26 protein-coding genes are annotated in these 20,227 nt (G+C 68.6%); 17 read left to right on the top strand and 9 right to left on the bottom strand.

Translation table 11 applies throughout. The annotated features are described in order from the left end of the window. Positions 1-160: 160 nt before the first annotated feature. The 9 genes from JJV70_RS04795 (at position 161) to JJV70_RS04755 (ending at position 8,895) form a co-directional block, all read left to right on the top strand. Positions 161-724, top strand: a complete 564-nt coding sequence (locus JJV70_RS04795) for a 2-oxo-4-hydroxy-4-carboxy-5-ureidoimidazoline decarboxylase (protein WP_219046421.1) — start codon at positions 161-163, stop codon at positions 722-724. 259 nt (positions 725-983) lie between these two features. Next, on the top strand, positions 984-1,364 hold the full coding sequence (gene sdhC / locus JJV70_RS04790; protein WP_219046420.1) for a succinate dehydrogenase, cytochrome b556 subunit: 381 nt from the start codon (positions 984-986) through the stop codon (positions 1,362-1,364). Between the two features lie 5 nt (positions 1,365-1,369). Continuing rightward, the gene (locus tag JJV70_RS04785; RefSeq protein ID WP_219046419.1) at positions 1,370-1,828 is read left to right on the top strand and encodes a succinate dehydrogenase hydrophobic membrane anchor subunit; all 459 of its coding nucleotides are present in this window, start codon (positions 1,370-1,372) and stop codon (positions 1,826-1,828) included. A gap of 17 nt (positions 1,829-1,845) precedes the next feature. Then, positions 1,846-3,600 (top strand): succinate dehydrogenase flavoprotein subunit, encoded by a 1,755-nt coding sequence (gene sdhA, locus JJV70_RS04780; RefSeq protein WP_219046418.1) that lies wholly within the window; start codon positions 1,846-1,848, stop codon positions 3,598-3,600. Beyond that, positions 3,600-4,364 carry a succinate dehydrogenase iron-sulfur subunit gene (locus JJV70_RS04775; RefSeq protein ID WP_219046417.1) on the top strand — a complete coding sequence of 255 codons (765 nt, stop codon included), beginning with the start codon at positions 3,600-3,602 and terminating at the stop codon, positions 4,362-4,364. The genes sdhA and JJV70_RS04775 overlap by 1 nt, the downstream gene beginning before the upstream one ends. Positions 4,365-4,850: 486 nt before the next feature. After that, positions 4,851-5,360, top strand: coding sequence for a hypothetical protein (locus JJV70_RS04770; RefSeq protein WP_219046416.1), 510 nt, complete (start codon positions 4,851-4,853; stop codon positions 5,358-5,360). A gap of 212 nt (positions 5,361-5,572) precedes the next feature. Then, positions 5,573-5,818, top strand: coding sequence for a DUF4190 domain-containing protein (locus tag JJV70_RS04765; RefSeq protein WP_219046415.1), 246 nt, complete (start codon positions 5,573-5,575; stop codon positions 5,816-5,818). 373 nt (positions 5,819-6,191) lie between these two features. After that, a complete protein-coding gene (locus JJV70_RS04760) occupies positions 6,192-7,142 on the top strand; it encodes a XamI family restriction endonuclease (protein ID WP_308294683.1) in 951 nt (316 codons plus the stop codon). Beyond that, a complete protein-coding gene (locus tag JJV70_RS04755) occupies positions 7,135-8,895 on the top strand; it encodes a histone-like nucleoid-structuring protein Lsr2 (protein WP_219046414.1) in 1,761 nt (586 codons plus the stop codon). The genes JJV70_RS04760 and JJV70_RS04755 overlap by 8 nt, the downstream gene beginning before the upstream one ends. Before the next feature lie 14 nt (positions 8,896-8,909). Here the strand turns inward: JJV70_RS04755 and JJV70_RS04750 are convergent, their stop codons facing one another. The 6 genes from JJV70_RS04750 to JJV70_RS04725 all read right to left on the bottom strand — a co-directional run bounded on the left by JJV70_RS04750 (position 8,910) and on the right by JJV70_RS04725 (position 12,467). Further along, positions 8,910-9,164 (bottom strand): hypothetical protein, encoded by a 255-nt coding sequence (locus JJV70_RS04750; RefSeq protein ID WP_219046413.1) that lies wholly within the window; start codon positions 9,162-9,164, stop codon positions 8,910-8,912. 27 nt (positions 9,165-9,191) lie between these two features. Beyond that, positions 9,192-10,334 (bottom strand): methyltransferase domain-containing protein, encoded by a 1,143-nt coding sequence (locus JJV70_RS04745; protein ID WP_219046412.1) that lies wholly within the window; start codon positions 10,332-10,334, stop codon positions 9,192-9,194. 222 nt (positions 10,335-10,556) lie between these two features. Next, positions 10,557-11,360 (bottom strand): aminoglycoside phosphotransferase family protein, encoded by an 804-nt coding sequence (locus JJV70_RS04740; RefSeq protein WP_219046411.1) that lies wholly within the window; start codon positions 11,358-11,360, stop codon positions 10,557-10,559. Between the two features lie 137 nt (positions 11,361-11,497). Continuing rightward, on the bottom strand, positions 11,498-11,953 hold the full coding sequence (locus JJV70_RS04735) for a hypothetical protein (RefSeq protein WP_219046410.1): 456 nt from the start codon (positions 11,951-11,953) through the stop codon (positions 11,498-11,500). After that, positions 11,950-12,219 carry a hypothetical protein gene (locus tag JJV70_RS04730; protein WP_219046409.1) on the bottom strand — a complete coding sequence of 90 codons (270 nt, stop codon included), beginning with the start codon at positions 12,217-12,219 and terminating at the stop codon, positions 11,950-11,952. The genes JJV70_RS04735 and JJV70_RS04730 overlap by 4 nt, the downstream gene beginning before the upstream one ends. Further along, positions 12,216-12,467 carry a hypothetical protein gene (locus JJV70_RS04725; protein ID WP_219046408.1) on the bottom strand — a complete coding sequence of 84 codons (252 nt, stop codon included), beginning with the start codon at positions 12,465-12,467 and terminating at the stop codon, positions 12,216-12,218. The genes JJV70_RS04730 and JJV70_RS04725 overlap by 4 nt, the downstream gene beginning before the upstream one ends. A gap of 92 nt (positions 12,468-12,559) precedes the next feature. On the opposite strand from JJV70_RS04725, the gene JJV70_RS04720 reads away from it, so the two are divergent. From JJV70_RS04720 to JJV70_RS04710, 3 genes are all read left to right on the top strand, one after another. Beyond that, complete coding sequence (locus JJV70_RS04720; protein ID WP_219046407.1) at positions 12,560-13,399, top strand: helix-turn-helix transcriptional regulator; 840 nt, start codon at positions 12,560-12,562, stop codon at positions 13,397-13,399. After that, positions 13,396-13,611 (top strand): DUF397 domain-containing protein, encoded by a 216-nt coding sequence (locus tag JJV70_RS04715; protein ID WP_219046406.1) that lies wholly within the window; start codon positions 13,396-13,398, stop codon positions 13,609-13,611. The genes JJV70_RS04720 and JJV70_RS04715 overlap by 4 nt, the downstream gene beginning before the upstream one ends. Before the next feature lie 145 nt (positions 13,612-13,756). Next, complete coding sequence (locus JJV70_RS04710; RefSeq protein ID WP_219046405.1) at positions 13,757-13,972, top strand: DUF397 domain-containing protein; 216 nt, start codon at positions 13,757-13,759, stop codon at positions 13,970-13,972. Between the two features lie 201 nt (positions 13,973-14,173). Here the strand turns inward: JJV70_RS04710 and JJV70_RS04705 are convergent, their stop codons facing one another. Further along, a complete protein-coding gene (locus JJV70_RS04705; protein ID WP_219046404.1) occupies positions 14,174-14,449 on the bottom strand; it encodes a hypothetical protein in 276 nt (91 codons plus the stop codon). Next, positions 14,446-14,628 (bottom strand): hypothetical protein, encoded by a 183-nt coding sequence (locus JJV70_RS04700; RefSeq protein WP_219046403.1) that lies wholly within the window; start codon positions 14,626-14,628, stop codon positions 14,446-14,448. Before JJV70_RS04700 ends, JJV70_RS04705 begins: the two co-directional genes overlap by 4 nt. A 194-nt stretch (positions 14,629-14,822) precedes the next feature. On the opposite strand from JJV70_RS04700, the gene JJV70_RS04695 reads away from it, so the two are divergent. Both JJV70_RS04695 and JJV70_RS04690 read left to right on the top strand, forming a co-directional pair. Then, on the top strand, positions 14,823-15,128 hold the full coding sequence (locus JJV70_RS04695; protein WP_219046402.1) for a hypothetical protein: 306 nt from the start codon (positions 14,823-14,825) through the stop codon (positions 15,126-15,128). A gap of 143 nt (positions 15,129-15,271) precedes the next feature. Then, entirely contained in the window at positions 15,272-16,462 is a 1,191-nt protein-coding gene (locus JJV70_RS04690) for a helix-turn-helix domain-containing protein (RefSeq protein WP_219046401.1), read from the top strand. A gap of 4 nt (positions 16,463-16,466) precedes the next feature. Here JJV70_RS04690 and JJV70_RS04685 read toward each other — a convergent pair whose 3' ends face one another. Next, positions 16,467-16,757, bottom strand: a complete 291-nt coding sequence (locus JJV70_RS04685; protein WP_308294682.1) for a hypothetical protein — start codon at positions 16,755-16,757, stop codon at positions 16,467-16,469. Between the two features lie 526 nt (positions 16,758-17,283). Between JJV70_RS04685 and JJV70_RS04680 the strand changes: the two genes are divergently transcribed. From JJV70_RS04680 to JJV70_RS04670, 3 genes are all read left to right on the top strand, one after another. Next, positions 17,284-17,649 carry a hypothetical protein gene (locus JJV70_RS04680; protein ID WP_219046400.1) on the top strand — a complete coding sequence of 122 codons (366 nt, stop codon included), beginning with the start codon at positions 17,284-17,286 and terminating at the stop codon, positions 17,647-17,649. A gap of 97 nt (positions 17,650-17,746) precedes the next feature. After that, positions 17,747-19,354: an alpha/beta hydrolase gene (locus tag JJV70_RS04675; protein WP_219046399.1), complete on the top strand. Its 1,608-nt coding sequence runs from the start codon at positions 17,747-17,749 to the stop codon at positions 19,352-19,354. A gap of 144 nt (positions 19,355-19,498) precedes the next feature. Further along, positions 19,499-19,747 (top strand): SCO4848 family membrane protein, encoded by a 249-nt coding sequence (locus tag JJV70_RS04670; RefSeq protein WP_219046398.1) that lies wholly within the window; start codon positions 19,499-19,501, stop codon positions 19,745-19,747. Positions 19,748-20,227: the final 480 nt, after the last annotated feature.

Below are 20,227 nucleotides of genomic sequence, written 5' to 3'. Positions count from 1 at the left end.
CGCGAGAGGTGGGCGGGAGGTGGGCGGAGCGTCGGATTCCGCTGAGGTTGGGGGGCGGGCTCGGCACCGTTCGGGTGATATTCGCGCATCCGTCGGAGGCTGTACCGGCTCGCCCGTTACGGTAGACACCGTCTGTATCCCGCACCCTTCCGAGGAGTCCATGCGCCTGCCCGCCCAGCGTGGTCCGCGCACACCGCTCGGCCGGCTGAACAATGCGTCGGTCGAGACGGCGGTGGTTACGCTGCTCGCCTGCTGCGGCAGTCAGCGCTGGGCCGAACTCCTGGCCGTCCACCGTCCGTATCCGGACGGGCACGCCTTGCTCGCGGCGGCCGAGGAGGCCAGTTACGACCTGGCGGAGCCGGACGTGGTCGAGGCGCTGGCGGCGGAGTCCGCGACGCGGCAGCCGGTCACCGACGGCCCGGGCGCACTGGCCGCGCACACCGCGCTGCGGGCGGCCCAGGCGGCGTACGAGAGCCGTTTCGGGCACGCGTTCGTCATCTGCCTGGACGCGCTGCCGCCCGGCGAACACCTGGACCAGATGCTGTCCGCGATCCACACCCGGCTGAGCCACACCCCCGACGCCGAGCACGCGGTCGCCGCCGAGGAGCTGCGCAAGCTGGCCCAGTCCCGCCTGCGCGCGCTGCTCGCGTCCGTCCCGGACACCCCCGGCGCGCCGCGTCCCGGTGAGGGCGCCCCGGCCCCGCACGCCGACGCCGCCGACTGAAACCGGAGGCCGCGTCCGGCTCCGGCCACCCCCTCGCGAGCCGCCCCGCCAACGCCCCCGCCCGGGGCCGACCCGGGTCACGGTGGGCGGGCTGTCACGGCGGGTAGCCCGTACGTGCCTGATTGATCACATCCCCGCCCCCCGCGCAAGGGAACCGACAGGGCGTCGTTACGATGGCCGCGGCCGGTGGACCGTACCCGGCCGGGCCCGACCGACATGGAAGCCGGCAGGCCCTTTCCCCGCTCCCGGAGGGTTTTCCGTGCCGGCTGGAACGCTGTACCGCGGCCGGGAAGGCATGTGGAGCTGGGTGGCTCACCGAGTCACCGGCGTCCTCATCTTCTTCTTCCTGTTCGTGCATGTCCTCGACACCGCTCTCGTGCGGGTCTCCCCCGAGGCCTACGACGAGACGATCGCGGTCTACAAGAATCCCGTGGTCGCCCTGATGGAGTACGGCCTGGTGGCCGCCGTCCTGTTCCACGCGCTCAACGGCCTGCGGGTCGTCGCGGTGGACTTCTGGTCCAAGGGTGCCCGCCTGCAAAAGCAGATGCTGTGGGCCGTCGTGGGCATCTGGGCCGTCCTGATGGCCGGGGCCTTCTGGCCCGTCCTCTCGCACGCGATCTACGAAGTGTTCGGGAGCTGATAGCGATGTCCGTCACCCTCGACTCCAACGACAACCGTCCCTCCGTGGACCACCCGGCTCCCGTCATCGAGCCGCCCCGGACCCGTACCGCCCGCACGCCGAAGTCCACCCGTGGCAACTTCGAGCTGTACGGCTGGATCTTCATGCGGCTGTCCGGCATCCTGCTGGTCGTCCTGGTCCTCGGCCACCTGCTCATCCAGCTCGTGCTGGACGGCGGCGTCTCCAAGATCAGCTTCGCCTTCGTGGCGGGCCGCTGGGCGTCCCCGTTCTGGATGACGTGGGACCTGATCATGCTGTGGCTGGCGATGCTGCACGGAGGCAACGGCCTGCGCACGATCATCAACGACTACGCCGAGCGGCCGAACACCCGCTTCTGGCTGAAGATGCTGCTGTACACCGCGACGGTGTTCACCGTCCTCCTGGGCACGCTGGTGATCTTCACCTTCGACCCGAACATCGGCTGAGGGCTGAGGTAACGCTGATGAAGATCCACAAGTACGACACCGTCATCGTCGGCGCCGGTGGCGCGGGCATGCGGGCGGCGATCGAGTCCACCAAGCGCTGCCGCACGGCCGTCCTCACCAAGCTGTACCCGACGCGTTCGCACACCGGCGCCGCGCAGGGCGGCATGGCCGCTGCCCTGGCGAACGTCGAGGAGGACAACTGGGAGTGGCACACCTTCGACACGGTCAAGGGCGGTGACTACCTGGTAGACCAGGACGCCGCCGAGATCCTGGCGAAGGAGGCCATCGACGCCGTCCTCGACCTGGAGAAGATGGGCCTGCCGTTCAACCGCACCCCGAACGGCACCATCGACCAGCGCCGCTTCGGCGGGCACAGCCGCAACCACGGCGAGGCGCCGGTGCGCCGCTCCTGCTACGCGGCCGACCGCACCGGTCACATGATCCTCCAGACGCTGTACCAGAACTGCGTGAAGGAGGGCGTGGAGTTCTTCAACGAGTTCTACGTCCTGGACCTGCTGCTCAGCGAGGTGGACGGCGTCAAGCGCACCTCCGGCGTCGTCGCCTACGACCTGGCCACCGGCGAGATCCACGTCTTCCAGGCCAAGGCCGTGATCTTCGCCTCGGGCGGCAACGGCAAGTTCTTCAAGGTGTCCTCCAACGCCCACACCCTCACCGGCGACGGGCAGGCCGCCGCGTTCCGGCGCGGGCTGCCGCTGGAGGACATGGAGTTCTTCCAGTTCCACCCGACCGGCATCTGGCGCATGGGCATCCTGCTCACCGAGGGCGCCCGTGGTGAGGGCGGCATCCTGCGCAACAAGGACGGCGAGCGCTTCATGGAGAAGTACGCGCCCGTCATGAAGGACCTGGCCTCGCGGGACGTCGTCTCGCGCTCGATCTACACCGAGATCCGCGAGGGCCGGGGCTGCGGCCCGGAGGGTGACCACGTCTTCCTGGACCTCACCCACCTGCCGCCGGAGCAGCTGGACGCCAAGCTGCCGGACATCACCGAGTTCGCGCGCACCTACCTGGGCATCGAGCCGTACACCGACCCGATCCCGATCCAGCCCACCGCGCACTACGCCATGGGCGGCATCCCGACCAACGTGCAGGGCGAGGTGCTGGCGGACAATACGACCGTCGTGCCGGGCCTGTACGCGGCTGGCGAGGTGGCCTGCGTGTCCGTGCACGGCGCGAACCGGCTGGGCACCAACTCGCTGCTGGACATCAACGTCTTCGGCCGCCGCGCGGGCATCGCCGCCGCCGAGTACGCGGCGACGGCGGAGTTCGTCGAGCTGCCCGAGGCGCCGGCGGAGTTCGTGGAGACCGAGGTGGAGCGGCTGCGCGCGGCCACCGGCAGCGAGCGGGTCACCGAGATCCGCAAGGCGCTCCAGGAGACCATGGACAAGAACGTCATGGTGTTCCGCACCGAGCAGACGCTCAAGGAGGCCGTCGCCGAGGTCGCCGCACTGCGCGAGCGGTACCGGAACGTCAGCGTCCAGGACAAGGGCAAGCGGTTCAACACCGACCTGCTGGAGGCCATCGAGCTGGGCAACCTGCTGGAGCTGGCCGAGGTGACGGCGGTTTCCGCGCTCGCCCGCAAGGAGTCGCGCGGCGGTCACTACCGCGAGGACTACCCGAACCGTGACGACGTCAACTTCATGCGCCACACCATGGCGTACCGCGAGGTCGGCGCCGACGGCACCGAGTCGATCCGGCTGGACTACAAGCCCGTCGTGACGACCCGCTACCAGCCGATGGAGCGTAAGTACTGATGAGCACCACGACTCTCGACAAGGCCGACGCCACGGCCTCGGACGCCGCCTCCCCCAACATCACGGCGACGTTCCGCATCCGCCGGTTCAACCCGGAGGTGTCCGCGGACGCGCTCTGGGAGGACTTCACGATCGAGATCGATCCCAAGGAGCGCGTCCTGGACGCCCTCCACAAGATCAAGTGGGACCTGGACGGCACACTGACGTTCCGCCGCTCGTGCGCCCACGGCATCTGCGGGTCGGACGCGATGCGCATCAACGGCCGCAACCGGCTGGCGTGCAAGACGCTGATCAAGGACATCAACCCGGACAAGCCGATCACCGTGGAGGCCATCAAGGGCCTCACCGTCCTCAAGGACCTGGTGGTTGACATGGAGCCGTTCTTCCAGGCGTACCGGGACGTCATGCCGTTCCTCGTCGCGAACGGCAACGAGCCGACGCGCGAGCGGTTCCAGACCGCCGAGGACCGCGAGCGGTTCGACGACACCACCAAGTGCATCCTGTGCGCCGCGTGCACGTCGTCCTGCCCGATCTACTGGAACGACGGCCAGTACTTCGGCCCCGCCGCGATCGTCAACGCCCACCGGTTCATCTTCGACTCGCGCGACGACGCCGGTGAGCAGCGCCTGGAGATCCTCAACGACAAGGACGGCGTGTGGCGCTGCCGCACCACGTTCAACTGCACGGATGCCTGCCCGCGCGGTATCGAGGTGACCAAGGCGATCCAGGAGGTCAAGCGGGCGCTGATCACGCGCCGCTTCTGACGGTCCGCCCCGCGCGGGCCAGCCGCCTGGCGAGCCCCGCGCACCGCTTCGTGCGGTGCGCGGGGCTCCGCCGTTTCCGGCCCCGCGTCCACTCCTGCGTCCGGTCCCGCGCCGCTCCGGTCGGGTCTCGCGGTGCGGGACGGCGGCGGCTCCCGGGGGCGCCGGGTGGCCAGGGGTGCGCCGGGGACACGGCGGGCGGGCGGCCCGCGCCGGTGCCCGTCGCGGCGCGGGCCGCCGTCAACCCCGCGCGGGCGTCCAGGCGTCTGGTTCAGGGGAGGACACGTGAGGGCACGGAGAACGGCACGACTGGGTGGCGGCGCTGCGGTGGCAGCCGTCGTCGCCCTGACGTGCGTCCTCCTGGCCCGAGGACGAGCACGGCGACCGCGCCGCGACGACGGCGCCCCGCGCGCACGCCGGGCGACGTCCGCCCGCAGGGCCGCACCCGGCCGGGCGGCGCTCCCCACCCGGGTGGCGCTACCCGCTCGCGTGGCGTACCGGCATCCGCACCGGGGGCGGCTGTACGCGGGCGCCGCGCTGGCCTGCGTCGTCGGCGCGGCGAGCTGGGCCGGGTGCGTGGTGGCCGATGTCGCCCACGGCGCCGACCGGCCGCTCTGGGCTTCCGCGTGGGGGTGCGGCGCCCTGCTGCCGCTGCTGCTGCACCGCGCGGGCGCCCGCACCGTGCTGGACGCCCACGGGCTGTGGACGCGCGGCGGGCTCCTGCCGCGTGGCCGCCGGGTCGCGTGGCCGCAGGTCCACGACATCACCGTCGAGCTGACCCACCGGCTGGACGGCGCGGTGTACCGGATCGTCGTCGTCCGGGCGGACAGGCGGCACGTACCGCTGGCGGTGCCACAGACGCGGGCGTGGCGGCGGGACGGCGCGGCGGTGCTGAACGCCGAGTACACCCGCGTCCGCGCCTACTGGCAGGCGACGGCGCCGGTGCCTCACTCCACGGCACGCAGCACGAGGGTGACGAAGCCCAGCACCCCTCGCTAGCCGCGCAGCCACCCGCCCCGGCGCGCACTGGCCCGGCGCAACGCCTCAGCGCAGTGCGGCTCACCCGGGGTGCGGTGCGGGTGGGACTCCCGACTGCATCACACCAGCCACTTTGAGCGAGTGTGAAACGTCCGTTCGGGGGCAGTCGGTGTGTCGGAGGAGTTCCCGCTCTCCCGATCCTTGACTCACTTTTGACCCGGAAGAGGTGCCACATGGCCAGCACGACCTCACGCTCGACGGCCAGCAACATGGCGATAGCCAGCCTCGTCGTAGGCATCATCTCGCTGTTTGTCTTCAGCATCGTCCTCGGCCCGATCGCCATCGTGCTCGGTGTGCTGGCACACCAGCGGGTGGCTTCCGGGATGGCCAAGGCGGGCATCATCCTCGGCGCAATCGCCACGATCCTCGCGATCATCTTCCTAGCCAGCGGCGGCTTCAACTGGTACATCGGCGGCTGACCCCGCCCCGCCCGGAGCCGCCGCCTGCCCCGGCGCAAGCGGACGGCCCGCAGCCCCGAGTGAAGGGCCTCCGCCTGAAGGCGGAGGCCCTTCAGTGTTGGCAAGGTTCAGTCATCGACTCCACCGCCCACTTCTGCGGCCTGGTGGGGTCGGTGCTCGGTTCCGAGCGGGCGACACACTCGGTATCGTCATCGTGCAACGTCAGGCACCTTAAGCGTAGGCGAGCGGTGCGGCGTCGTTCTGGGCGGGTCGCGGTCGCCGTAGTGGCCCGCACTGGCTCCGACGACACCACATGCGAGAAAAGACTTACGTAAACTGCTGCCGTTATCGATGAGCTGAGACGCATCAAAGCGGAACAGAAGGGGCATATTGAGTGATTAATGCCAACAGGCCGGAGCTCTGGAGCGAGGATGTCCAGGCGTCCGTACGCCTTTACAATGAATGGTTTCTTGAAGCAGCACCAAAGGCGTACCGCGATACCCGCCAACACACGATTGATGAAGTTGAGCGGGCGTTTGACTGGACGGTTAACATGACCTCCATCACACCAGAGCTCCTGCAGTCACATCCCAAGGTTATTTCCGCCCTACGCATGAGCACTTCCCCACCTCTGGCGAAGGACCGCCTCATCGGCCTCTCCTACGGAAATAAGACCCTCTTGGATAAAATGGAGAAAGAGGGCAAATTTCCTCCCAGAATGAGAAATTCCGAGATCTATGATCATCTTTCGAGTATGTGCTCCGTCATCAGCGAGTTGTTGGATTTGGATCTTTTTGAGTGGTGTCGAGGTGGCGGAACGGCGCAACCACACCAGCGGGAGCTCGCCGCAACGGTAGTCGCTGACCGCCTGTGCGGTTCCATTGCCGATCCCATTGTTCGCAACGCCCAGGAGCGAAGGCAACTGGCCCTGATCGAAGGATGGCTTGTCGCTCGGGGTTACAGTAAAAAACAACACCCTTCATCTCTGCATATCACGGCCATGCAACCTGGCACTTTTTCCTTCCGGCAGATCGTTACTGTCGGCGACGATCACCCGGTCAAAATTCCAGTCGACGTCGTAATTCAGCCGCACGTTTCCAAGAGCCACGGTCTACCCGTTCTCATAGAGGCAAAATCGGCTGGCGACTTCACGAACACCAATAAGCGGAGAAAGGAAGAAGCTACGAAGATTCGACAGCTCCGGCAGCGATACGGGAACGATATTTCTTTGCTTCTTTTCCTTTGCGGATACTTTAACGCGGGGTATCTCGGCTATTCCGCCGCCGAGGGCCTAGACTGGGTATGGGAGCACAGAATTGACGACTTGGAGGTGGCAGGTGTGTAGTCAGTGGGCCAGCAGGGAGAGCCAAAGGCTCTCCCTGCAAACAGCGCTGGACCAAGGTCGGACATTGCTAGACCGCAACCGATGGGGACAATTCGCAACTCCGCCAAGGCTCGCTTCCGAGATCGTGCGATACGCGCTCCAGTTGCACGATGCGAATCGCATCTCCTTCATGGAGCCTTCTTGCGGAACTGGCTCCTTCTTTTCTGCGCTGGTGCGACACATTGGTGATAAGCGGTTGGACCAGGCAGTGGGCGTTGAACTAGATAATCGCTTCGCACGAGCCGCCTCCGATCTTTGGGCTGACTTTGGGCTAGAGGTACATGAAGCAGATTTCACCTCCCCGGAAACGATCAGTAATTGCGCAGCCTCGCTTCTCGTGGCGAATCCTCCCTATGTTCGGCATCATCACCTCACTGCCTCTAAAAAGCGTGAACTCTCTTTCCTATGTGAATCGCGAACCGGCATCAGACCCTCTGGCCTGTCTGGGCTCTATCTGTATTTCGTATTGCTGAGCCACAAGTTGTTGGCTCCTGGTGCAGTCTCCGCATGGCTAATCCCTAGTGAGTTTATGGACGTCAACTACGGGACAGCGCTCAAGGAGTACCTGACAAGACAGGTATCCTTGGTGAGGGTTCACCGGTACGACGCCTCGGAAGTTCAATTCGACGACGCCCTTGTGACATCAACTGTAGTAGTATTCCGCAATACACTCCCAGACCCCACCTGTTCGGCTGAATTCTCGTTCGGGGGATCGCTCACCGTTCCGAGGGTTTCCCACCAACTTTCTGTCTCCGACTTGCAGGCGACAAGTAAGTGGTCGCAGCATGCCAAAGGGGCCATCACTGGCGAGCGATCAGGTCCCACATTGTCTGACTTCTTCAGGATCCGAAGGGGGCTGGCCACAGGATCAAACAACTTTTTCATCATGCCCCGCCAGGATGCAGAGATGCTGGGCATCCAGCGCAGGTTCCTGCGGCCGATTCTACCCAGCCCGCGTAAACTTAAAGTGGACACCATTTCAGCCAAAGATTCTGGCTGGCCGATGCTGCCTGAACAGCTGGCACTCATTGATTGCCCTCTCCCCTTGGAGCAGCTACGCGAAGAAGACCCTCAACTGGCAAAATATCTCGAAACTGCTGACGAGAAAGTCATGGGCGGCTACCTCGTCAGCAAGAGATCACCATGGTACAAACAGGAACAGCGCGAAGCCGCGCCGATCCTCTTGACATACATGGGTCGCGGAAAAGACGAAAAACACCCGCTCCGTTTTATTCGAAATGATTCAAAAGCCGTCGCCACTAACATGTACTTGATGCTTTACCCGATTGGCCCCCTAAAAGAATACCTGGCGAAAAGCCCATCATCCATCCAGCAGGTACACAGCGCCCTTCTGGCCCTCACTGCGGACGATTTGCGCGGCGGCGGAAGAGTCTACGGTGGTGGGCTTCATAAGATGGAACCCAAAGAGCTTGCTGCCCTTCCAGCAGACACGATCGCTGCCCTCGATCCCACTCTCCTGACTGCCGAGCGAACACCATCCGAATACCTGGAAGCCCGCCCAATTCGACACTCAAAGGCATCAGGTGCGACGACGGCAGAAATCAGGGCCTGGGCACGTCTCCAAGGTTTTGAAGTTCCCGCGCGAGGACGTCTCGGATCTAACGTGATCGCCGCGTGGCATGAAGCCCATTCTGCATTGAACGAAACCGCGTCTGGACTAGATTGCAAAGAACCGCCCCAGACGCTCTGGTGAAGTAATAGTCTGGATTATTTTTTGTGTCGGGTGACGTGCGCTAGTTGCCCCATGGCAAGGCCCCACAACGCGGAAGCAGGAATAGCGAAGGCGAGCTCAGCGGAGTTGAGGACGAGTGTCACGATGAGGAAGAGGGCAAAGACCGCAGCGCCGACCCCCAACGCCGCTGAGTCGCCGATAAGACCGAACCCACTGCTACGACGCAGCAACGCCCCGAGCAGCAGGACGATGACCCAGAGCGCTGCACCGCTGTAGACGAGCCAAAGCATGGAATAACCTCCGACCCCGGAAAGGGGTCAACGCTGGTTGCCGATGGACGCTTGCCAGTTTCCTCGGGAGAGGTGCACCACGCCCTCGGGGGTGATGCGGGCGGAGGCACCGTACAGGGGTAGCGCGCCTTCCGTGTTCAGTCGGTTGCGGATGCGTTCGAGAGCGTCCCACAGGCGGCGCGGGCCGCTCTGGTGTACCTCGGGCGGCGCGGTCCACTCGGCTGAGGCCCGTGCCCAGGAACCATCGGGATGGAAGAGCCATGCCGTGCGCTGTCCTTCGTGTTCCTCGAAGTGCGCTTCCACCCCTGGCACGGTCAGGGTGAGGTGGGTTCGCACCTCCCACACCTCGTCGATGTTCAGTACCGGGTAGCGACCGGTGCTGACTTCTTCCCCTTCGTCGTCCTTGGCGTGCGAGAACCGTTCGATGAGCCGGGGCGGGTGGTCGGGGCCGTGCCGGGCGTGCATGAACCCGGCCCAGTCGCGTTCCACCCGGCCCACGGCTCCCCCGTCCGGTGTCTTCTCCGCTCCGATGATGAGGGTCGTCCCGCTCAGCGTGGTGACCAGTCGCCCACCGGGCCGCAGGGCACGCAGCCACGAGGCGGGAATGCGGGGCATCGCCACCATGGCGACGATCCGGTCATACGTGCCGGGGAGTTCCTTCGTGGCGTCCACCGTCACCAGTTCAGGCCGGTGCCCAGCCTCCGCGAGCCGTTCACGGGCGGCTTCGGTCAGGTACGGGTCCACGTCCACGCTGGTGACGTGCTCCGAGCCGAACCGGTGGCACAGGAGCGCCGTCGAGTATCCGGAGGCGGTACCGACGTCGAGAATCCTCATGCCCTCAGCCGGACGGGCATGCCGAAGCATTTGCACGACCAGGGACGGAAGCATGGAGGACGAGGTAGGCCACCACTCGGGCCGGTCGCCGGGCTCGGCGTGATCAGCGTGGAGCGTTCCCAGACGCGTGGCGAGGGTGGTGTCGCTATAGGCCACGCGCATCCACAGTCCGGGGTCCGCCGGGCCATCCGCCAGCAGCGCGCCGTTCTGCTCGGCCCACCACCAGCGGGGTACGAACAGGTGGCGGGGCGTGCTGCGTACAGCGTCACGCCATCGGGACTGCGGATGCGTCACGTCATCCGCCAGCGCGGCAGCGTGCTCGGTCCATTCCGTCATCGGGTTCCGTCCGGAGAGTTGGGGAACTTCGGCAAACACGCGGGCTGCCCCGGCTGGCACGCGGAATCGTCCGCGGAACACCCAACACCGTCCGGGGCACTCGGTACGTCCGATAAGTACCGAGGCGAGTCGGCGCACCCCAGGCAGCGGGCGCGGCAGCCCAGCGCATCGCAGAGCACCGCCCGTGTCACGGGAGCACGCACGGGCGGGGCCTTCGGCGGGTCAGTTCACTCGCACCGATCGGTGAGCGGCCCACGCTCGCGCGGCGTCTCTCATCGCCGCGCACCACTCGGCCTCCGGCTTGCGCTCGACGACCATGCACCACATACGCACGGTGGCGGCGGCGAAGGCGTCCATCCCTTTCGGGTCTGCTTCCTGCCAGGCAGGGCACTGCGCAGCCCACTGTTCGGCCGATTCCGGGGTGTGTCCGGCGGCCACGAGCTGAACCACCAGGCAAGCGGGGTCGATGAATCCGGCGCCCCGGGTGGGCCAGGCCCAATCGACCACCCAGCTCTCAGCGTCACCGATGATGAGGTTACTCGGGTTGATATCCCCGTGAATCAGCGCGTCACCACGGAATAGTCGCGCCGCTGCGGGGGTTTCGGCGAATCTGTCCCAGCGCTGCTCATGCCATCCGTGAGCAAACCCAGGGAGGGGCACGCTTCCGATCCGGTCGATAAGCTGCACAACGTAGGGAAGGTCTGCCGTATCCGGCGAGAGGTCCGCGCGTCGGCCGTCTACAACGGTGAATCCTAGGACGATCCAGCTCTCGTCTTCGGCACTCCAGGAAAGGGCGGGGGACAGGGGCCACACCGCAGAGTTGATCACCTTCTCCCTGAGGAGCGAATCACGTCGGCCTCCTTGCCGGTTCCTCATCGCCTTGACGAAGAGGGGACCCTTCTCGCACCCCACCACTGCCGTGAAGTCTGATCCGAAGCCGCGAACGGTCGGTTCGGCTGAGGACAGGTCACCCGTGTACGGGTGGATCAGCCTCCAGAAATCTTTTCCGGGCAATGCGCGTACCATGGTTCTCTCAGTTTCTCGGCTGGCACTCGGACGGCGGAAACCAGGCATTGAGGTTTGGAGGTGGTGCCCCCTCTGGCCGGACTTCCCGTACCACTCCGTGGGCAGGAACGATGGGGGTGCGGCGGTGCGGGGCGGGGTCAGGGTGGGGTGGGGGTGAGGATGTAGAGCGAGCGGCGGGGCGGGGTGCGCCGGTGGGCTGGGTGGGTGGGGAGGCGGACGGGGTGGGCTGACAGGGTGTAGGTGCAGTCCGCGTCGGGGAACGTGGCGTGCAGGGGGTGGCTGGTGGTGAGGTGTGCGCGGGCGATGCGATGCCACTGGGGGTCGGCGGCCCAGGTGCGGAGTTGGGTGGGGCAGTCGGGTACGGGCGGGTGTGGCGCGCTCGGGAAGGGGCGTGCCCACGGCGAGTGGTGTGGGTCGGGGTCAAGCCGGTTCGCGATGCGCCGGGCCTCCGCGCGGAGCCACCGCAGGGCGAGCACCGGGGAAGGGGTCGCGAACGTTCCCAGGACGTAGGGGACGGTCGCGCCCGTGCCGTATACGAGCCCTTCGGCGCGTACCTCGCACCAGTAACCGGTCGGGGCCGGGGTGCCGCTCATACGGGCTCACCCGGCCACATCACCCAGGGGCGTTCGATGACTTCGGCGTAGCTGGTGTGGCCGGGGTGCTCGCGCAGGTGGCCGAACGCCCACTTCCGTGCGGCGGCGGGGTCGGTGCTCGGTTGTGAGCGGGCGCCGCACTCGGTGTCGTCGTCCCGCAGCGTCAGGCAGCGGAACGCGTAGGTGAGGGGTGGGGCGTCGTCGTCCTGGTCGAGTCGCAGCGTCCAGGTGACGAAGCGGAAGACGCGTCGCGTTGCCGTGGTCACAGCCGCTCACCCCGGCTTCTGGCGTTCGTCCGGGCGACGTCGGCGTGCAGGCGCTCTATCGGCTCGGCGGGCCGCACGTGCGCGGGGTCCGCTTCCCACTCCACGCCGCCCCGCACCGGCCGCAGCGCCCAGTAGGGGCCGGTGACCCCACGGAATTCCCCTACTTGGTTCCGGCTGGTGTCCATCACCAGCGTGCCGGGTTCCGGCAGTTGGGCGGGTTCGTTCGCAGGAACGTTCTGCCCACACATCGCCGCTCCTCTCCGTAGTGACTCCACTACCAAGGCGGCTCAGCGTGGCCTACAGTGGAAACCCGTTCAACGTTCTGTAGGCGGAGGACACTTTGGTAAACCGCAAGGACTTGAATCCGGATAAGAGCCCGGAAGCGGCGTATGGCGCCCGTCTGCGCACGGCACGGGAGGCGCGGGGGTGGAAGCAAGACGATCTTGGGGTGCGCATCGGCTACTCCGGGCGTCACATCTCCGGGGTGGAAACTGCCAGGAAACCGCCGACTCGCAAGTTTTCGGCGGCGGTTGACGTCGCACTGGGGCTCGAAGGAACCGCTGACTCGTTCGAGCGGGAATGGGGCGAGATCGAGCACGGCGTGTTGTTGCAGGGCTTCCCCGAATACGTCGCGTTCGAAGGCAGGGCGGCGGAGATCCGGCTGTTTGAAACAGGCGTGATACCCGGCCCGCTCCAGACCCGCGAGTACGCGCTGGCGCTGGCTGACGGCGAGGTCGAACGGGGCGACATCACGCGCGGACAGGCAGAGGAACGGGTCGCGCTTCTCATGGAGCGTCAAACCGCGCTGACGCGGCCCATGCCGCCCATGGTGATCGCGGTGCTGGACGAGAGCTGCGTCCGGCGGCCCATCGGCGGGCACGACGTCATGGACGCCCAGTTGCAGCAGCTGACCGACTTCGCGGCGTGCCCGAACACCATGCTCCAGCTCGCCCCGTTCAGCCTCGGCGAGCGTCGGCCCTTCAACCGCCTGGTGAACCTGCTTACGTTGCAGGACCGGTCCGTGCTCTCCTACGTCGAGTCGGAGACCCAGGGCCAGTTGGACCGGGAGTTGGCTTGCGTGTTGCCGCTGGTGAGGGCCTACCATCAGTTGCAGGCTGTATCGCTGTCGCAGACAGCCTCCGTGGACCTGATCCACCAGCTACGAAAGGGCCCCCCGTGACGACCGAATCCACGACCCCGCGCTGGGTCACATCCTCCTACAGCAGCAACGGCGGTTCCTGCGTCGAGTGGGCGCCCGCGCAGGTGGCTGCTACCAGCGTCGTCCCCCTGCGGGACAGCAAGAATCCGGCCGGACCCGTGCTGGCCATCCCCGCCCGCGCCTTCACGTCCTTCGTCTCGGGCGTGAAGAACGGGGAGTTCGGCGCCGTCTGACCCGGACGGCGCCCACCGGGTGGACACGGCCCCGTGGTGCGATGCATGACGGGGCTTCCCCCTGCACCTACCAACAGTTGCACGCTGCGCCGCTGTCCCAGACGGCCTCCGTGGACCCGCATCCACCGCGACGAAAGGGCACCCCGTGACGACCGAATCCCCGACCCCACACTGGGTCAAGTCCTCCTACAGCGGCAACGGCGGCACCTGCGTCGAGTGGGCGCCAGGCGTCGCGGCGGCTACCGGCGCCGTCCCGGTGCGGGACAGCAAGAGCCCGGCTGGCCCGGTGCTGAGTGTTTCCCCCGCCGCGTTCTCGGCGTTCGTGGCGGGCGTGAAGGCCGGTGAGGTGGGCGCCGCCTGACCCCGCCCGGCCGCTTGCTCACCCGGCTGAGAGGCAAGCCCCATCGTGTGCGCCCCGCGCAGGGTGGGGCTTCTTCTTGTCCGCGTTCACCCGGGGGCGCGCAGCCTCGCCGTGTGGCGGAACTGCCTGCGCTCCCCCGGGTCAGCGAGCTCCCGATCCTGGGAGCAGAGTGGCCGGGCGAAGAGCCGGGGCCTGCCCGGCCTACGGCGCTGGGCTGTCGGAAAGGAACGCTGCGGGGAGGGAGGCCACCAGCCATACCCGCCCGGTGTTCCGGCACCCCGTCGCGGGGTCAGGAGCGCGGTACGGAGTGAGTTGCTGGCTGTCGCGGGCGCGTTGTGCGGCGCGCTGTACCGCCTTGTCGAGGCCACGCCGGGCAGCGGCGCCCTGTTCGTAGTCGCGGCGGCAAGCGGCTACGTCGGCCCGCTCGGCGACGACACGGTTTCCGGTGGGCTGCTGGTCCGGTTCGCGGGCGGTCACCGGGTGGCTCCGGCGGAGGCGCGGCGGGCGGTGTGCTGCTGGGCGCGCCGCAAGTGTTCGTCGGCCTGGCTGACGGGGGTGGCCGGGCGGGGCCTGGGGATGCGGGGAATGGCGGGACGGTTGTCGTCCCACTCGGCGGTGTGGCTGCCGTGGGTGGGGGTGGCGTCGGTACGATCCATGGCGGACCTGCCTTGGTAGTGGCTGTGGTGGGTCTGGCCCCGGCCGGGCGGTGCAACGCCAGTTGGCCGGGGCCGTTCTGTTAGCGAACGCAGGGGTCGCGACCGCTTCCGCCGTACAGCGGACGATGGACACCGTACAGCGCCCGATGTACGGTGTCCAGTGCGGTCACGCTCCCCGCCAAGGAGGGAGCGGCATGGCGGAAAGCCCAGGCGAGGAAGAGGAGGTGAGGCTCGTGCTCGAAGTCCTGGACTCCTTGGAGCGTATGGACGACCCGGCCGAGCGGGCACGCAAGGCGGGCGCGCTGTTGAAAGCGTGGCCTGATCAGCACATGCGCCTGCGCGAGATTCGCCAAGCGGCTGTGGTCGCCCTGCGCGCGAAAAACGTCAGCTACCGGAACATCGCCAAGACTCTCGGCATTTCGCTGGCCCGCGTTCAGCAGATTGAAGCTGGAACACGCGGCAAGCAGGAGAAGCCGTCTGAGGGCACGGCTTCCGAGTAGCGGAACGGCCGAGCGGTGTAGGAGCCGCCCGGCCGTGAGTACCAGCGGAGTGCGAATCCGCTGATCAACGAGTCCCACGTGCAAGTAAGGACTGTCGCTTGCCCAGCCTACCCGGGCGTGCCGTGGCATGCCCAGATGTTCCCGTGCCCGCGTGGGTGCCGCTGACCCGGCCGCAGCAGGAAGTGTCCGCCACGCCCGCGCGGCGTGCGCAGCCCCGGGCGTGGCTGCGGGCTGTGGCGTGGGTGGCCGGAGCCGGGGTGCACCCCGGCGTGAACGGCACCACCCGGCGGGTGGCGGCCGAGCTGGCGCGGCGCATGGACTACACCGAGGGCACGGTGCTGTACGGGCTGGACGGTACCGCCGCCCGGCTGGGTCTCTCGCGTGCCACCGTCAAGCGTCATGTCCGCGTGCTGCGGGAGGCGGGACTGCTGGCCTGGGTGCGGCACGGTTCCCGTACCAACCTGCGCCTCCCGGGGCGGCGGTACGCGGGCACGGCGACGGTGTACGCGGCCACCATCCCGCCCGGCTACGACCATGCGCTGGGCCACCGGCTTGACGGCACCGGCTACGGCGCGCGGGTCGCCGGGTTCACCTCCGCTGGGCGCGGGCTCGCCACCGCTGGACGGGCGCCCGCCGCCGACGCCAACACGTTGGCCAGAAGCGGGCGTTCACCAGCCGGTGAGCCCCAATCCCGCACTCGGGACCCCGGCGTACCCAAGGCTGTGCTGGGTGGGAGGTTGAACAACACCTCGTCCGCGAGGCGCCGCCGCAGCCCCGGCCCGGGTCAGTCCCGTCGCCCCGGGGCGGGGCGCACACCGCGCCAGGTGGCCCGCGATATCGCCCTCGCACGGCAGGTGCGGCCCCTGGTCGGCTGGACCCAGACCGAGGGCCTGCGGCGCCTCGCCTTCGCGCTGCGCCCGCTCATCGACGCGGGCCTGTCAGCGCACGACATCGCTGCCGAGCTGCACGCCTGGTACCTGACCTGGCGCCCCCGGCGTCCGGCCGCGTACATCATCGCCCGCCTGCGCCGCCGCGCCGCCCGGCCGGGCGTGCCGTCAGCGGATGCGGTCGCCCCGGCCGACAGCGCGGCCTGGACGGCGTACTGCCGCCAGCAGCGAGCCCGCGAGGTGGTGCGGCGCATGGTGGCCGAGGCGGCTCCGCGTACCGACGCGGACCGGCACCGCGCCCGGGCCGCCGCCATGCACGACCCGCACCGGGTGCTCGACCACGCCTACCGCGACCTGGACGACGCCATTGACCTCTACAGCGCCCCGCTCGTCGCCCGCTACGTGGGGCTGGCCGCCGCCGGTGTGCGACTGGGCGCGGGAGGGTAGCGGCTCACGCTCCCGGGTGGTGGGCGTCCCCGTCCAAAGAGACGCAGCCAGAGAAGTCTCCAGCGCGCAGCCGGGCCACAGCTTCGTCGTCCGCCCGGATTGCCTCGGGCGGGAGAGCCCACCGGATGAGGGTGGCGGGGAGCTGGATGGCCGGGGTGGTCTCGATCTCGGCGTCGAACGCGGCCCGGTCGGCATCGCTGAGGATGGCGCGCACGCCCGCGATGGTGGCGGGGACGGCGACGGGCTGACCGTTTACGTAGGTGGTCATGGTGGCGAGGGCGGAGTCAGGCTCCACGGGGCCTCCTGGGAGTCGAGAAGGGTCGCGGCCACGGTAGCGGCGGGCAGGCTCCTGGAGGGATCACCTGTTTGGCTGGTTTCGCGCTTAACGGTGGGGCCGGGCGGCGGCATCCTGCCACCAGGAGGTGAGGCCGATGCAGTGTCCGAATTGTGGCGCATCGACCATCCAGGGACCGAATGGTCAGCTGTCCTGCACGCAGTGTCCGTGGCAGTCTGGCTGATATGCACTGTGCTCACTGCGGATGGCTGGTCACCGAAGGCCCGCACGGGGGGTACGTCTGCCCCCAGTGTTTTTACACGGTGGAGCCGGATGACTACCAACCGCTGAATTCGCCGGACAACGCGGACGGCTCGTAACGTCATCGAGGGGCCTGTTTCGGTCCCCATTTCTTTGTTCGCCGCGCCGCGGGGAAGCGTCGGGTTTCTGGGCACCGGCGTGCGGTGTCGGCTGCTGCTGTCACTCGTCCGGCGAGCTCGGCGAGGCGCTCTTGTGGGCCCACTTCACGCCGTGCCACGGTGCGTGCATGGACCCCGCACAGTTCGATGGTCACGTCCGCCGTGGCCCGGTGGACACCCTTTCTCTCACCGACGCCGCCCGGCAGCTGGACGCGATCGCCCGCTACGTCGCCCAGACCCGGGATGAGCTCATCCGACGCGAGAAGGATGGTGACCCCCCGGCTCTGGACGCGGAGAGGGCACTGGCCTTCGCCCACGAAGCCAAAGCGCTCTCGCTCACCGACGCTGCCGGGGAGACCGTCGCGGTGGTGGTCTCCCCGGTCGTTCTGGAGGTACTGGAAGACGCTTTGGGCCTGCTCCAGGGTGAACTCGACCGGCAACGCGGCAGCGCTGTATCGATGACCACCGGCGAGTTGCGGGACGCGCTGAAGTAGTCCGCTCCCGGGCAGCGCACGCGTGCGAAAAGCGTGCCCGGGTGAGGGGGCGGCCTAGGATGGCGCGCTACGTCGGTGTGCGGGCGGAGGGGCCGGGATGGGTGGAACGGGGATATCGGGGCGGCGGTACCGGAGGGCGGTGGCGCTCGCTGCGGTGGCGGTGCTGTCCGTCACCGGTGTGAGTGGTTGCGGGGGCGGTGCGGAGGGGAAGGAGGGCGCCGCGAAGCCGTCCGCGACAGCCGAACCGTCCGCGAGGGGCGTGCCCGGGGCGGACGGGGCACCCGGGAGCGCGGCGCCCCCGCTGCCCGCACGCTTCACCGGTCAGCGGCTGGAGTGGGGAGAGTGCGAGGCGCCGGAGCCTGGCCAGGACGCGCCTGGCGAGGCGTGGCGGTGTGCCACGCTCACCGCGCCCCTGGACTACCACGCGCCCGGCGGCGAGACGATCGAGCTGGCGCTGATACGCCGGGAGGCCAGCGAGCCGGAGGGCCGCGTCGGCTCGCTGCTGTTCAACTTCGGCGGTCCCGGCGGCTCCGGTGTCGCCAGCCTGCCCGGTCACGGCGACAGCTTCGCCACCCTGGGCCGCGCCTACGATCTCGTCGGTTTCGACCCGCGCGGGGTGGGGGCCAGTTCGCAGATCCGCTGCCTGGACGACGCCGGTATCGAGGACATGCTGGCCCTGGACGCCACTCCCGACACGGCGGCCGAGGAGAAGACCTACCTCGACCAGTCCAGCGCGCTGGGCGCGGCGTGCGGCCGGGAAGCGGGCGGGCTGCTGCCGCACGTGGGCACCGCCGACGCCGCGCGGGACATGGACCTGATGCGCCACGTGCTCGGTGACAACCAGCTGCACTACCTCGGCTTCTCCTACGGCACCACGCTCGGCGGCACCTACGCCCACCTGTTCCCGCGCCGCGTGGGGCGCATGGTGCTGGACGCCGCCGTCGATCCGACCGCGAACACCGTGGCGCATCTGCGGCACCAGACGACGGGCTTCCAGCGCGCGCTGGAGAACTACCTGGCGAGCACCGGCGCCGATCCGGCCGAGGGCAGCGCGCGTCTGGCGGCGCTGCTGGAGGAGCTGGACGCCAAGCCGCTTCCGGCGTCCGGGGGCCGGGAGCTGACGGAGTCGCTGGCCCGCACCGGCATCGTCGCCGCCCTGTACCGCGAGGAGAACTGGCCGCTGCTGACACGGGCGCTGTCCCGCGCCGACGACGGTGACGGCAGCACCCTGCTCGCGCTGGCCGACTTCTACAACGGCCGCGACCAGAAGGGCCGTTACGACGCCTCGGCGCACGCCCAGCGCGCGATCTCCTGCGCGGACGACAGCGCCCGTCCGACCCCGGAGGACGCGCGCGGGATCGTGCCCGAGTTCGAGGCGATCTCGCCGGTCTTCGGAGCCTTCCTGGCCTGGGACGCGGCCGGGTGGTGCGCGGGCTGGCCGGTGGCCGGGGCGCGGGAGACACCGGACGTGAGCGCGGCGGGCGCGGCGCCGATCGTCGTCGTGGGCACCACCGGGGACCCGGCGACGCCGGTCGAGGGCGCCGAGCGGATGGCGGAGGAGCTGGGCGGGGACGTCGGCGTGCTGCTCACCTACGACGGCGAGGGCCACGGCGCGTACCTCGGGGACAGCGCGTGCGTGCGCGGCGCCGTGGACGCCTACCTCCTGGACGGCGACGTACCGGAGGACGGCACCCGGTGCGCCTGAGCCGGCCCGGGCGCCTGGCCCCGCCGCCCGGGCGCCTGGCCCCGCCGCCCGGGCACCTGACTCCGCCGCCCGGGCGCCTGACTCCGCCCAGCGCCGGACAACCCCCGGCCCCGCCGTCTCGGCGGCCCCGCGCATACTTGCGGCATGAAGCTTTCCCGCCCCGTCTCCTGGTTCCTGCTCGCGTTCGGGGTGTGGTCGTGGTTCGTGTGGATCACCTTCGTCCGCAACCTGGCCAAGGACTCCAGCGGCCTGGCCTTCGACGACGCGGGTGACCCCACCGGGTACTTCTGGGTGCACCTCGTCCTCGCGGTCGTCTCCTTCGCCCTGGGCACCGCGATCGGGGTCATCGGCCTGCGCGGGCTGCGGGCGCCGCGCGCGGGGCGCTCCGGGTAAGTCACCGTCCCTCCGCCGCTGGTTCCGGGCGCGGGGCTTGCTCCCGGGCTTCTTCGAAACCCGCCACGCCGGACTTTCGAGCAGCATCGAAGAGGTTGTCCGCTCATCTCCGCGCAGGCACTGTCTGAGCGTGTTCAAGACAGCGGAACGAGAAGTGTCTGTCCGGCGGGCCGCGCTGTTCCCGCCTTTGTCCGTGGCGAGGGGTCAACGCCCCGCCCCGCGCATCTCTCCCCACAAGATCGGCGCAGGCGGAAAGCCTCGGTTCGGTCTGCTCACCGGTCGCCATGACACCCGCACGGTCACGGAAATCCGCGCAGCAGGATCGCCTTTTTGCCAGACCGCTCCGAATACCCTCGGGTTCCCTCGGCGGAAAGGGAAAGGCGGACCTGCCGAAAGGGGAGGGAGGGTCCTGCGCACCGCCGGGTGGCCGCCGCGGCGCGCCGCGTGGCTGGTGTCGGGTTCGGCCGCTCCCCTGACCGG

The organism is Streptomyces sp. JJ66 (assembly GCF_019303495.1).
GTDB lineage: Bacteria > Actinomycetota > Actinomycetes > Streptomycetales > Streptomycetaceae > Streptomyces.
This window is presented reverse-complemented; position numbering and strand designations above follow the sequence as displayed.

Coding starts and splice junctions, on each gene's coding strand:
- JJV70_RS04725 (WP_219046408.1), bottom strand. CDS start 12,467: ATGTGTGGGCAGAACGTTCCTGCGAACGAACCCGCCCAACTGCCGGAA.
- JJV70_RS04695 (WP_219046402.1), top strand. CDS start 14,823: ATGGCGGAAAGCCCAGGCGAGGAAGAGGAGGTGAGGCTCGTGCTCGAA.
- JJV70_RS04775 (WP_219046417.1), top strand. CDS start 3,600: ATGAGCACCACGACTCTCGACAAGGCCGACGCCACGGCCTCGGACGCC.
- JJV70_RS04785 (WP_219046419.1), top strand. CDS start 1,370: ATGTCCGTCACCCTCGACTCCAACGACAACCGTCCCTCCGTGGACCAC.
- JJV70_RS04740 (WP_219046411.1), bottom strand. CDS start 11,360: ATGGTACGCGCATTGCCCGGAAAAGATTTCTGGAGGCTGATCCACCCG.
- JJV70_RS04675 (WP_219046399.1), top strand. CDS start 17,747: ATGGGTGGAACGGGGATATCGGGGCGGCGGTACCGGAGGGCGGTGGCG.
- sdhA (WP_219046418.1), top strand. CDS start 1,846: ATGAAGATCCACAAGTACGACACCGTCATCGTCGGCGCCGGTGGCGCG.
- JJV70_RS04750 (WP_219046413.1), bottom strand. CDS start 9,164: ATGCTTTGGCTCGTCTACAGCGGTGCAGCGCTCTGGGTCATCGTCCTG.
- JJV70_RS04795 (WP_219046421.1), top strand. CDS start 161: ATGCGCCTGCCCGCCCAGCGTGGTCCGCGCACACCGCTCGGCCGGCTG.
- JJV70_RS04670 (WP_219046398.1), top strand. CDS start 19,499: ATGAAGCTTTCCCGCCCCGTCTCCTGGTTCCTGCTCGCGTTCGGGGTG.
- JJV70_RS04745 (WP_219046412.1), bottom strand. CDS start 10,334: ATGACGGAATGGACCGAGCACGCTGCCGCGCTGGCGGATGACGTGACG.
- JJV70_RS04765 (WP_219046415.1), top strand. CDS start 5,573: ATGGCCAGCACGACCTCACGCTCGACGGCCAGCAACATGGCGATAGCC.
- JJV70_RS04680 (WP_219046400.1), top strand. CDS start 17,284: ATGGACCCCGCACAGTTCGATGGTCACGTCCGCCGTGGCCCGGTGGAC.
- JJV70_RS04700 (WP_219046403.1), bottom strand. CDS start 14,628: ATGGATCGTACCGACGCCACCCCCACCCACGGCAGCCACACCGCCGAG.
- JJV70_RS04735 (WP_219046410.1), bottom strand. CDS start 11,953: ATGAGCGGCACCCCGGCCCCGACCGGTTACTGGTGCGAGGTACGCGCC.